The 11,469-nt window shown below is 69.7% G+C and carries 12 protein-coding genes, 1 tRNA gene and 1 pseudogene; 5 read left to right on the forward strand and 9 right to left on the reverse strand.

All coding sequences use genetic code 11. The features are described 5' to 3' along the window. From GUY60_RS38420 to GUY60_RS25995, 5 genes and pseudogenes are all read right to left on the reverse strand, one after another. Positions 1–334: pseudogene (locus GUY60_RS38420) on the reverse strand (class E sortase); the annotation flags it as partial. Next, positions 331–969 (reverse strand): aminodeoxychorismate/anthranilate synthase component II, encoded by a 639-nt coding sequence (locus tag GUY60_RS25980; protein WP_161701986.1) that lies wholly within the window; start codon positions 967–969, stop codon positions 331–333. The gene GUY60_RS25980 and the pseudogene GUY60_RS38420, both read right to left, overlap by 4 nt. After that, complete coding sequence (locus tag GUY60_RS25985; protein WP_161701988.1) at positions 966–1,163, reverse strand: hypothetical protein; 198 nt, start codon at positions 1,161–1,163, stop codon at positions 966–968. Before GUY60_RS25985 ends, GUY60_RS25980 begins: the two co-directional genes overlap by 4 nt. Before the next feature lie 120 nt (positions 1,164–1,283). Next, on the reverse strand, positions 1,284–2,069 hold the full coding sequence (locus GUY60_RS25990) for a class E sortase (RefSeq protein WP_161702004.1): 786 nt from the start codon (positions 2,067–2,069) through the stop codon (positions 1,284–1,286). 50 nt (positions 2,070–2,119) lie between these two features. Then, positions 2,120–2,902, reverse strand: coding sequence for a DUF881 domain-containing protein (locus tag GUY60_RS25995; RefSeq protein WP_161701990.1), 783 nt, complete (start codon positions 2,900–2,902; stop codon positions 2,120–2,122). Positions 2,903–3,046: 144 nt separating this feature from the next. Between GUY60_RS25995 and crgA the strand changes: the two genes are divergently transcribed. Further along, positions 3,047–3,304 carry a cell division protein CrgA gene (gene crgA, locus GUY60_RS26000; protein WP_161701992.1) on the forward strand — a complete coding sequence of 86 codons (258 nt, stop codon included), beginning with the start codon at positions 3,047–3,049 and terminating at the stop codon, positions 3,302–3,304. Between the two features lie 368 nt (positions 3,305–3,672). Here crgA and GUY60_RS26005 read toward each other — a convergent pair whose 3' ends face one another. Beyond that, the gene (locus GUY60_RS26005) at positions 3,673–4,560 is read right to left on the reverse strand and encodes a rhomboid family intramembrane serine protease (protein ID WP_161701994.1); all 888 of its coding nucleotides are present in this window, start codon (positions 4,558–4,560) and stop codon (positions 3,673–3,675) included. A 106-nt stretch (positions 4,561–4,666) separates the two neighbouring features. Further along, positions 4,667–5,194: a peptidylprolyl isomerase gene (locus GUY60_RS26010; RefSeq protein WP_161701996.1), complete on the reverse strand. Its 528-nt coding sequence runs from the start codon at positions 5,192–5,194 to the stop codon at positions 4,667–4,669. A gap of 341 nt (positions 5,195–5,535) precedes the next feature. On the opposite strand from GUY60_RS26010, the gene GUY60_RS26015 reads away from it, so the two are divergent. Next, entirely contained in the window at positions 5,536–6,267 is a 732-nt protein-coding gene (locus tag GUY60_RS26015; protein ID WP_161701998.1) for a DUF5324 family protein, read from the forward strand. Positions 6,268–6,456: 189 nt separating this feature from the next. Here the strand turns inward: GUY60_RS26015 and GUY60_RS26020 are convergent, their stop codons facing one another. Beyond that, entirely contained in the window at positions 6,457–7,083 is a 627-nt protein-coding gene (locus tag GUY60_RS26020; protein ID WP_223178732.1) for a TetR/AcrR family transcriptional regulator, read from the reverse strand. 300 nt (positions 7,084–7,383) lie between these two features. On the opposite strand from GUY60_RS26020, the gene GUY60_RS26025 reads away from it, so the two are divergent. Continuing rightward, complete coding sequence (locus tag GUY60_RS26025) at positions 7,384–9,594, forward strand: MMPL family transporter (protein WP_312866424.1); 2,211 nt, start codon at positions 7,384–7,386, stop codon at positions 9,592–9,594. A gap of 64 nt (positions 9,595–9,658) precedes the next feature. Here the strand turns inward: GUY60_RS26025 and GUY60_RS26030 are convergent. Further along, positions 9,659–9,731: transfer RNA gene (locus GUY60_RS26030), tRNA-Ala, on the reverse strand. Positions 9,732–9,891: 160 nt separating this feature from the next. Between GUY60_RS26030 and GUY60_RS26035 the strand changes: the two genes are divergently transcribed. Next, entirely contained in the window at positions 9,892–10,440 is a 549-nt protein-coding gene (locus GUY60_RS26035) for a helix-turn-helix domain-containing protein (protein WP_161702000.1), read from the forward strand. A gap of 116 nt (positions 10,441–10,556) precedes the next feature. Next, on the forward strand, positions 10,557–11,469 hold a 913-nt coding region (locus GUY60_RS26040; RefSeq protein WP_161702002.1), incomplete at its 3' end, for a serine/threonine-protein kinase.

Here is an 11,469-nt window from a genome sequence, read left to right on the forward strand (position 1 = left end):
GCGCCGGGGGCCGGTCCTGCCCGTACATCGACGTGTAGCCCAGCGCGTCCACGGCCGGGCGGTGGTCCGAGGCCTGCGTGACCGGGTCCGGGTCCAGATACGGGTCCGGGTCCAAGTACGGGTACGTGGGCTCGGGTTCAGGAGCCGGGGCGGGAGCGGCGGACGGGTCGGGCTCGTCCGAGCGGAACCAGGGCGAAGGGTGCCGGCTCGGCAACGGATCGTTGAGCGGGTCGTCCATGCGGTCGACGGCCGCCTCGAACGCACCGGCGTCCCCGTACGCGGGATCCTGCTCGTACGGGGCGCCTGACTCACGCTCGGGGCGGGTAGCGGTCACGCCGAGGCCCTGCCCACGACGGGGGCAAGCCCCGCCGATCGCGCCACCGCCCCCGTGTCGCCGCACTCGGCCAGCCAGTTGGCGAGCATGCGGTGACCGTGCTCGGTGAGGACGGACTCCGGGTGGAACTGCACGCCCTCGACGGGCAGTTCACGGTGGCGCAGGCCCATGATGATGCCGTCCTCGGTGCGCGCGGTGACCCGCAGCTCGTCCGGGACCGCGGCCGGCTCGGCGGCCAGCGAGTGGTAGCGGGTGGCCGTGAACGGCGAGGGCAGTCCGGCGAAGACCCCGGCGCCCTCGTGCGTCACCAGGGACGTCTTGCCGTGCAGCAGCTCGGGCGCGCGGTCCACGACGCCGCCGTACGCCACCGCCATCGACTGCATGCCGAGGCACACCCCGAAGACGGGCACGCCGGTCTCGGCGCAGTGCCGGACCATCTCGACGCAGACACCGGCCTGTTCGGGCGCACCGGGCCCCGGCGAGAGCAGTACGCCGTCAAAGCCGTCCTGTGCGTGCGAGGTGGCGACCTCGTCGTTGCGCAGGACCTCGCACTCGGCGCCCAACTGGTACAGGTACTGGACGAGGTTGAAGACGAAGCTGTCGTAGTTGTCCACGACGAGGATGCGGGCGCTCACAGGGCCGCTCCCGTCACACCGCGCACAGCGCCCATGCCCTCGTCCACCGTCACGTCATTGAACGGCAGCAGTGGCTCCGCCCACGGGAAGACGTACTGGAAAAGCAGGTAGATGACGCCGAGGACCAGCACGGCCGAGAGGAGGGCCCTGATCCACGTGTTGCCCGGCAGATGCCGCCAGATCCAGCCGTACATGCTGTCCGCTGTCCCTTCCCACGCCCGTGGCCCTGATGGCCCGTTGGCCTACGCCACCAGACTAAGGGGCGCCACCCGTCATACGTGGGTCAGCTGCGCAAAGCCGCCTCCGCCCCGCGCTCAGCCGCGCAGGGCTTCGGGCTTCCCCTCCTCCACCGGCTGGGTCGCGTCCAGGTGTGCCCAGACGATCAGCCGGTGACTGTGGCCCCACTCTGGCTCACAGGTCGTAAGGGTGAGGTAACGGCCGGGCCCGTCGAAGCCGGATTTGCGCGGTACGGGGTCGATGACCTCGACATCGCTGGGCAGCGTCTTGTACGGCTTGTCGGCGATCCGGTACGTGAACCAGGTGCTGCCGTCCGTCAGGACCACGGCGTCACCGGCGCGCAGCTTCGGGAAGTCCTTGAACGGGTCGCCGTAGGTGCGCCGGTGGCCCGCCACGGAGAAGTTGCCGCGCTGTCCGAGCTGGGCGGTGGAGGCGTAGTGCCCGAGGCCTTTCTTGAGGGTGTCGGTCTTCGTGCCTTCGAGCACGGGCTTGTTCCACGTGAAACCGAACCGCGGGATGTACATGACGGCGAAGGGCTTGCCGTCCTGGTACGCGGGCGGGGCGGGCGGTGCCTCGGCGCTGTCGCCCTGGTCGGCCTCGGGCGGGGGCTTCTGGTCGGGCCGGTCCTCGGGCTGGGCCCCGCCGGAGGAGCCACTCGAGGATCCGTCCGAGGATCCGCCCGAGGCCCCGCCACCCGCCGGGACGGAGCCTTGGGCCCACTGGCTCTGGAGCTGGTCGATCTGGCTGTCCATCGCGCCGTCGGCCTTCACCCCGGTCCAGAACAGCACGTAGGCGACGAACAGCACGATCAACGTGCCTACGGTGACGCACAGTTCACTGAACGTCCTGACGAGCACTCGCACCGACACGGTCCGGCCCCTCCCCGGCTGTGCTGCAGCTGGCTACTCCTCGGCTACTCCACGGGCTTCGCGTAGTGGAGATCCACTGTGCCCGAGTACCCGGGAAGAGTCACCGCCCGGTCGTCGTCGACTTTCCAGCCGAGCCCGTAGGCGTTGACGTACAGCATGTAGTTCTGGATCTCGGGGGAGGCGGTGAGCGCGCGCCGCAGCTGCTCGGGCCGGCCGACCGCGGTGACCTTGTACGGCGGTGAGTAGACGCGGCCCTGGAGGATCAGCGTGTTGCCGACGCAGCGCACGGCGCTGGTGGAGATCAGCCGCTGGTCCATGACCTTGATGCCCTTGGCGCCGCCCTTCCACAGGGCGTTGACAACGGCCTGGAGGTCCTGCTGGTGGATGACCAGGTCGTTCGGCTGCGGTTCGGGGTAACCGGGGATCCTCGCGGTGGCGTTGGGCGGTGCGTCGGAGAGCGTGACGGAGACGGCCTCGCCCTTGAGCTTCTTCGTCCCGGCTTCCTTCTCCAGGGCGGTGAGCTTCGCGTCCTGGGCCGCCGAGGTGCCGTTGTCCCGCTCGGCGAGGGCGTCGACCTCCGCGCGCAGGGTGCTGTTGCCCTCGTCGAGCTTGCCGTTCTTGTGGCTGCGCTCCTGGATGAGGTCGGAGAGCCGGAGCATCGAGGCATCCGTACGGATATTGGTGCCCTTGGCCGTGTTGAAGCTGGTGAAGAAGATCAGGCCCGCGAGCGCGAACACTGCGGCCGTCAGCAACCGCACAGGTCGCAGGCCGTGGGAGCGCCGGGGGGCAGCGGTGCCCTCGTCGGGGGAGTCGGCAGAATTGCTCAACGTACCCTTACTCCTTACGGCGCGGCGGAAGCACTACGCTAACGGACGCTTGGGGGAGACCTCAGGCCCCCACCGCGTCCCCGCCCGGCGCCCGCCGAACCGTTCCCTGCGCGGCCACGCAGCGCATCGACAGGAGAAACCCTCGTGCCGAAGTCACGTATCCGCAAGAAGGCCGATTACACGCCGCCCCCTTCGTCGAAGCAGGCGGCCAACATCAAGCTGACCAACCGCGGCTGGGTGGCTCCCGTCATGCTGGCCCTGTTCCTGGTCGGCCTCGCCTGGATCGTCATCTTCTACGTGACGGACACCAGGCTCCCGATCGAGGCCCTGGGCAACTGGAACATCGTGGTCGGCTTCGGCTTCATCGCAGCCGGATTCGGCGTCTCCACCCAGTGGAAGTAGGGCCCGGGATACCGGCCCTCCGCCCCGAGAAGCAAGCCCTGCCCCGAGCTATCCACTGAGTTATCCACAGCCGTTTCCACAGCTGCGGAAAACTAAGAAGATCTGTGGATAACCTCCGTGGCGTTGACGCCGGTGTGACCGGACCTCCGCCATGTGGAATACCGCGTGCCCCTTGTCCTTCCTGGGGAAACCCAGGTCAGCGACAAGGGGCACTGGTGTTCCCCACGGCACGCACAAGATCGACCACACGCTGTGGACAACTCTGGCCACAGCGTGTGCACAGGCCTCCACCACAGGTGATTTCCACCGGCCGCACGCTCGGGCTCAAGCGAGCTCGGGGCTCGGATCGCTCGCCTCGCTCAGCTCGCTCAGGTGAGTTGCGCGGTCCTGAAGAGAACCGTGCCGATCACGACGAGCAGCACGACGCCGCACGTCCCCCACTGCACCAGCGCACGCCGCTCCCTGGGCGCGTGCACCAGTCCGTACGCGATGGCCGTGCCCGCGACCAGTCCCCCGACGTGCGCCTCCCAGGCGATGTTGGACCAGGTGAACGTGAACAGCATGTTCAGCGCGAGCAGGGCCAGGACCGGGCGCATGTCGTAGTTGAGCCGCCGCATCAGCACGGCCGTCGCACCCATCAGGCCGAAGACGGCACCGGACGCTCCGAGCGAGGGCTGCACCGGGGGCGCGATCAGATAGGTCAGCGCGCTGCCGGCGAGACCGGACAGCAGATACAGCGCCAGATAGCGGACCCGGCCGAGCGCCGCCTCCAGCGGACCGCCGAGCCACCAAAGGCCCAGCATGTTGAACGCGATGTGCCAGATCTGCTCGTGCAGGAACATCGCGGTGAACAGGCGGTACCACTCCCCGTGGGCGACGCCCTCGGGGATGTACTGCGGCGGGGTGCCGCCGAGCAGGAACAGCTCTCTGACCAGCCGCTCGTCCGCCAGAACCGCGATGAACACCGCGACGTTCAAGCCGATGAGGATCTTGGTGACCAGCCGGGAGTCGGCGGCGACCGTGCCACCGGCGAGGGTGCGCGGCTGGTTCGCGGTGGCCGCGTGGCCGGTGCCCGAGCCCTCGCGTACGCACGTCGGGCACTGGAAGCCCACCGAGGCGCTGACCATGCACTCCGGGCAGATCGGGCGCTCGCAGCGGGTGCAGCGCACACCCGTCTCACGGTCCGGGTGCCGGTAGCAGCCGGGCAGGCCGGACGCGTCCTGCGGCTCCTGCGGACTGTCGGGCGCCTGGTCCATGGGTCCCCTCACTTCGTACGACGGCACGGGCACGCAACACGCCGCCCCGCTCATCCTTACGGACGAGCGGGGCGAAAAGGTTCCCTTCGCGGGATCCGTGCGGAGTTCAGCGGCTCTCGACGACGACCGACTCGATGACGACGTCCTCGAGCGGGCGGTCGGTGCGCGGGTTGGTCTGGGCGGCCGCGATGGTGTCCACGACCTTCTGGCTCGCGTCGTCGGTGACCTCACCGAAGATCGTGTGCTTACGGGTCAGCCAGGCGGTCGGCGAGACGGTGATGAAGAACTGCGAGCCGTTGGTGCCCGGCCCCGCGTTGGCCATCGCCAGGAGGTACGGCTTGTTGAAGCCCAGCTCCGGGTGGAACTCGTCCGCGAACTCGTACCCCGGGCCACCGGTGCCGTTACCCAGGGGGTCGCCGCCCTGGATCATGAATCCGCTGATCACCCGGTGGAAGACCGTGCCGTCGTACAGCTTGTCCGTGGACTTCTTGCCGGTCGCCGGGTGGGTCCACTCACGCTCACCCTTGGCGAGCTCGACGAAGTTCGCGACCGTCTTCGGCGCGTGGTTCGGCAGCAGCCGGATCTCGATGTCGCCTTGGTTGGTCTTGAGGGTGGCGTAAAGCTGCTCAGCCACGATCTGCCTTCCGTTGCCTTTTCTGACCCCCAGATCCTCCCACGGATCCAGGGGCGCGAAGAGAAAGGGGAGGAAGGGTGAGCGAGCTCGGTGAGCGCCGACAAGGAGAGGACGAACCGGCGCACGAACGACCGATCCGTGGCATTGTCGACCGCGAGCTCCCCTTGCATTCGCATTGCTGAAGTTGAATCCGCATTGCTGAAGATTGCCCGGAGTTGACGCCCATGAGGGCTGATGCCCCGGATGCCCCACCGCGTATACCGCCCGTCGTTCCCCGATGGGCATGATCCGGAAAAGGGTGGAAAGGTGAAATACCGTACGCCACCGAGGAGGAGGAACCCGTGACCCGCATCGACAGCGCGCGTGCCGCGGCCAGCTCGGCGAAGGACAGCGTGCGTCACGCCGCGGAAGTGGTGGCGCCCTACGCCGACACGGCCAAGGACCGGGCGGCGCTCTACGCGCACGAGGCCCGCGTACGGCTCGCGCCGAAGGTGTCCAGCGCCGCCCATCAAGCGGCCGAGCAGGCACGCGCCCAGTACGGGACCCATCTCGCCCCACGTATTGAGCAGGCTCGTACGCATGTGCCGCCCAAGGTGGACGAGGCGGCGATCCGCACCCGCCGAGCCGCGCACCAGGTGGCGGAGGCCACCCGGCCGCGCGTGGAACAGGCGGTGGCCGCGGCCCAGCCCGTCGCCGCCGAGGCCGCTTCCCGCGGTTCCGCCGCTATCTCCGGGCTCCGCGGCCAGATCTCGCCGAAGGAGATCGAGCGCCTGACCCGCAAGCACCGGCGTCGCGCCTCGGCCGGCCGCGCGCTCAAGGGCATCGGCCTGCTCGGCCTGCTCGCCGCCGCCGCGTACGCCGCCTGGAAGTGGTGGGACAAGCAGGCCAACCCGGACTGGCTGGTGGAACCGCCGGCCCCCACCGAGGTCGCTGACTCCAGCCGGCTGAGCTCGGTCGACGGCAGCGGCCGGGACGCACTCGACCCCGAGGTCCGGGCCAAGCAGGCCGAGGCGGAGGCCGCAGGGCGCGACGAAGGCGACTGGTCGCCGCAGCGGCCGGAGGACCGGGGCTGAGCGTGAGCGGTCGCGAGTGACCGTGAGCGGTACCGACGCCGTGGGGTGGGAGACGCAACCGTCTTCCACCCCACGGCGTTTCACGTGAAACAGCGCGAGCCGATGTGAAACAGCACGCCATCACCCGCGTACTGCCATATCGGGCAGGGGAGTTGAGACCCGGGCCGCCTGCGCCTAGGGCGTCTCCCCCTAGCCGATGACCGGCCCCAGGTAGCCCCGCAGCGCCTTCTTCAACTCCGCGACCATGAGCGGGCGTTCAGCCTCCTCGGTGGCGACCACCAAGGGGATCAGCGCCTGGAAGAGGTTGATGCCGACCCTGGCCGTCCGGTGCCGCTCGGCCTCCGGGAGTTCCGGTGCGCGTACGGCGATCATCGCCTCGATCCGGTCGAGCAGGGCCGCCTGGATGGGCCGGGCGGCATCGGTGAGGCCCTCAGGCATGTCGGGCCGGGCGAAGAGTGCCTTGAAGCCGGGGTTGGCGATGTTGAACGCGACGATGGGGTCGACGATCCGGTCCAGGACCTCGTCGAGGGGGATCGCGGCGAAGTCGGTCGAGTCGAAGGCGCTCCGGTGGGCGGCGCCCAGCTCGGTGACGAAGCGGTCGGCGAGCGCCTCGGCGATGGCCTTCTTGTTGCGGAAGAACTGGTAGAGCGAGCCCGGCGAGATGCCCGCCTCCGTGGCGATGGCGATGGTGGTGGCCCGTTCGTAGCCGGTCCGCGCGATGACCACCGCGGAGGCGTCGAGGATCTGCGCCATCCGCCGCTCCCCCCGCGCCTGACGTCGCTTCGGCTGCACTTCGTCGGCTACTTCGTCGGCCATGGCGCACTCCTTCTCTGCACGGCTCCGCCACCCCCGGCGGGCCTTCTCCGCACGGCTCCGCCCTCGGCAGGCCTTGAAAACACGAATGATCATTCGTGATGTCGCCCGAGTAACGCGACTGATTATTCGCAAACGATACTCGTGGGGGCTCCCGCCGTGACCATCTCGTCCCGTACGTCACCTCAATCACCGCCATCGCCGCCGTCACCATCACCACCACGGTCATCACCGACCCGTTCCGGTGAGCCGGACTCGGCCTTACACCGCTGGGGCGCGCGCATCGCCCGCCGCCCGCGGCCGGTGATCTGGCTGAGCGTGCTGCTCGCCGTGGTCGGTCTGGTGCTCGCCGCCGGGGCGATGGACCGGCTCGTGCTGAGCCGCTTCGAGTCCCCGGGCTCCGAGTCGGTCGACACCCGCGCCGCCCTGGAGGAACAGTTCGGCAGCGGGACGCCCAGCGTGCTGCTCCTGGTCACCGCCCGGCACGGGTCGGTCGACAGCCCGTCCGTGGAGCGGGCAGGACGCGCCCTGGAGCGGGAGCTCGCCCGGCAGGACGGGGTGGCGGAGACCGCGTCGTACTGGTCGCGCGGCGGCTCCCCGGTGATGCGCTCGACGGACTCGACGCAGGCCCTGATCACCGCCCGGATGGCCGGGACGGTCACCGAGGCCCGTACTCAACTGGCCGAGTTCGCCCCGCGGTTCACACGTAAGGACGCGACGGTGACGGTGCGGGTCGGTGGCGGCGACGAGGTGTTCAGGCAGGCGGCCGAGCAGGCCCGCACCGACTTCCTGCGGGCCGAGCTGATCGTCTTCCCGCTCGTCCTGCTGCTCCTCGCGGTCATCTACCGCCGCTTCAACGCCGCGCTGCTCACCCTCGGCATGGGCCTGTTCTCCGTCATCACGACCCTGGCGCTGATGCGGCTGCTGACCTACGTCACCGATGTGTCGACCTTCGCCGCCAACCTCACCCTGGTGATGGGCATCGGTCTCGGCGTCGACTACTCCCTCTTCGTCATCAGCCGCTTCCGCGAGGAGCTGGCCGCCGGACGCGAAGTCGCCGAGGCCACCCGGCAGGCGGTCGGCCGGGCCGGCCGCACGGTCGCCTTCAGCGGGCTGACGGTGATCGTGTCCCTGGCCTGCCTGCTCCTCTTCCCCTTCCCGTTCCTCCGCTCCTTCGCGTACTCCGGCATCGCCGTGGTCCTGACCTCGGTCTTCGCCGCCCTGGTGATCCTTCCGGCCGCCCTGGCCCGGCTCGGCCACCGCATCCGACGCAAGCACCCGCAGCGCGGGGCCGCGCAGCTCCACAAGAAGCAGCTCAACGAGAAGCAGCCCGACGAGAAGCGGCTCGACGAGAAGGGGAGCACCGGCTGGTGGCACACCACAGCCCTGCGCATGATGCGCCGCCCCCTCGCGTACGGCATCCCCGTCCTCGCCGTCCTGCTCGCCCTGGCCGCCCCCGCCCTCGGCATCTCCTTCGGCGCACCCGACGACCGCGTACTGCCCGCGGACACCTCGAGCCGCGTCGTCCAGGACCGGATACGGGCGGACTTCGCCGCCGAGGAGATGGACGCCCTCCAGGTCCTGCGCACCGGACTGCCCGGCACGCCCGCGTCCGCCGGGCAGATCGAGGCCGCGGCGATCGCCCTCTCCGAAGTCCCCGGTATCCAGCAGGTCGACGCCCTGACCGGCTCGTACACCGACGGCCGCCGCGTCCTGCCCGCCACCGGCCCCGCCCAGCGATCCGCCCAGCGGTTCGCCCAGCGGTTCGCCCATGAGTCGAACACCTGGTTCTCCGCCGTCCCGAACCAGAAGGCGCTCGCCGCCGACCCCGACCGGCTGCTCGCCGAGGTCCGTGCCGCTGCCGGCGACCCCGCGGACGTACGCGTCGGCGGCTACCCCGCCGAACTCGGCGACTTCCGCACCGTCCTGGTCGACCGGCTGCCCGTGGTCTTCGGGCTGATCCTGCTGGTCACCTTCGTCATCCTGTTCCTGATGACGGGCAGCCTGGTGATCCCGCTGAAGGCGATGCTCCTCAACGCGCTGTCCATGACCGTCATGTTCGGCGCCCTGGTCTGGGTCTTCCAGGACGGCCACCTCTCCGGCCTGCTCGGCTTCACCGCCACCGGAACCCTGGAGCCGTCCATTCCGATCCTGATGTTCTGCACGGCCTTCGGCCTGTCCATGGACTACGAGGTGTTCATGCTGTCGCGGATCAAGGAGGAGTACGACCGCACCGGCGACACCCCCGCCGCGGTCGCCCGGGGCCTGGAACGCTCCGGCCCGCTGATCACCGCGGCCGCCGTGATCCTCGCCGCCTCGTTCGCCACGTACGCGTCCTCCGGGATCGTCTACCTGAAGATGCTGGGCCTCGGCATGGTCATCGTGATCCTGGTCGACGCCACCCTGATCCGCGCCGTCCTCGTCCCCGTCCTGATGCGCCTGGCCGGCCGCGCCAACTGGTGGGCCCCGGCCCCTCTGCGCCGCCTGCACGCCCGCTTCGGCCTCACGGACTGAGCCCCAGGAACATGAAAACACCCCCCTGACCGCGTTTCCGCAGATCAGGGGGGTGTTCACCGGGTGGAGCCTAGGAGAGTCGAACTCCTGACATCTGCCATGCAAAGACAGCGCTCTACCAACTGAGCTAAGGCCCCGGAAACGGCAGATCCAGCCGTAAGAAACCCGGCAGGTCTTCCATCGCGGACCAGAGTACCGGGTCACCCCCCGGGTCTCGCAAAAAGATTGGGGGTCCCGGTGAACGACCACGCTCCGTAAGATGCTCGGCGAGGTTCGCAGCAGCGAAGGGGAGACGCCATGGACGCAGCACAGCAGGAAGCCACCGCAAGAGCCCGAGAGCTCCAGCGGAGCTGGTACGGGGAGCCGTTGGGGGCGCTCTTCCGGAGGCTCATCGACGATCTGGGCCTCAATCAGGCCCGGCTCGCGGCGGTCCTGGGGCTGTCCGCGCCCATGCTCTCGCAGCTGATGAGCGGCCAGCGCGCCAAGATCGGCAACCCGGCGGTGGTCCAGCGCGTCCAGCACCTCCAGGAACTGGCCGGTCAGGTCGCCGACGGCAGCGTCAGCGCCGCCGAGGCCGCCGACCGCATGGAGGAGATCAAGAAGTCGCAGGGCGGCTCGGTTCTCACCAACGCCAGTCAGACCGCGATCAGTTCGGGCGCCCCGACGGTCAAGCGGGTGGTGCGCGAGATCCAGTCGCTGCTGCGCTGCGTCGCGGCCGCGGGCGACATCATCGATGCGGCTGACGCCCTCGCCCCGACCCACCCCGAACTGGCAGAGTTCCTCAAGGTGTACGGCGCCGGACGCACAGCGGACGCCGTCGCCCACTACGAGGCGCATCAGAGCTGACGTAAGGAGCTGAAGCCGGACGGCGATCTTGCCGAACGGTTTCAGCACTGACTCCGCGCAGCTCAGAGCGGTAGTCCGAGCAGCCGCAGAGGCTGAGCTGGGAGTGCAGCAGGGCCATGGGTGAGGTCTTCGCCGGCCGGTACGAACTGGTCGACCCGATCGGGCGCGGTGGCGCCGGCGCCGTATGGCGTGCCTGGGACCACCGTCGGCGCCGCTATGTCGCCGCCAAGGTCCTGCAGCAGAGCGACGCGCACACGCTGCTCCGCTTCGTCCGCGAGCAGGCCCTGCGGATCGACCACCCCCATGTCCTGGCCCCGGCCAGCTGGGCGGCCGACGACGACAAGGTCCTGTTCACGATGGACCTGGTCAAGGGCGGTTCGCTGGCCCATGTGATCGGGGATTACGGCCCGTTGGCGCCCCGGTTCGTGTGCACTCTGCTCGACCAGCTGCTCGCCGGTCTGACGGCGGTGCACGCGGAGGGCGTCGTGCACCGCGACATCAAGCCCGCCAACATCCTGCTCGAGGCGACCGGCATCAACCGGCCGCACCTTCGGCTGTCCGACTTCGGCATCGCCATGCGCAAGGGCGAGCCACGCCTCACCGAGACCGACTACGTGGTGGGGACGCCCGGTTACTTCGCGCCCGAGCAGATGCTGGGCGAGGAACCGGACTTCCCCGGCGACCTCTTCGCGGTGGGCCTGGTCGCGCTGTACCTCCTGGAGGGCGCGAAACCGGACTCCAAGGCCCTCATCCAGCACTTCGCGGCCCACGGCACCCCGGATGCCCCGCAGGGCGTACCCGAGCCGTTGTGGCAGGTCATCGCCACGCTGGTACAGCCGGATCCGAACGCCCGGTTCCGTACGGCGGGGGGTGCGCGGAAGGCGCTGAGCGCGGCCGTCGAGCTGCTTCCGGAACCCGGTCCCGACGACGAGATCGTCGAGGTCTTCGACCAACTCGGCCCGCTGCCACCGGGGTTCGGCCCCGACGGCCCTCTCAAGCGGGTCACGGCCCCGCCCCCACCGGCCACGC

Source organism: Streptomyces boluensis, from assembly GCF_009908195.1.
GTDB lineage: Bacteria > Actinomycetota > Actinomycetes > Streptomycetales > Streptomycetaceae > Streptomyces > Streptomyces boluensis.

Excerpts from the sequence above, each read along its gene's own strand:
- GUY60_RS26005 (WP_161701994.1), bottom strand. The coding sequence starts at position 4,560 with ATGGACCAGGCGCCCGACAGTCCGCAGGAGCCGCAGGACGCGTCCGGC.
- GUY60_RS26035 (WP_161702000.1), top strand. The coding sequence starts at position 9,892 with ATGGACGCAGCACAGCAGGAAGCCACCGCAAGAGCCCGAGAGCTCCAG.
- GUY60_RS26020 (WP_223178732.1), bottom strand. The coding sequence starts at position 7,083 with ATGGCCGACGAAGTAGCCGACGAAGTGCAGCCGAAGCGACGTCAGGCG.
- GUY60_RS25985 (WP_161701988.1), bottom strand. The coding sequence starts at position 1,163 with ATGTACGGCTGGATCTGGCGGCATCTGCCGGGCAACACGTGGATCAGG.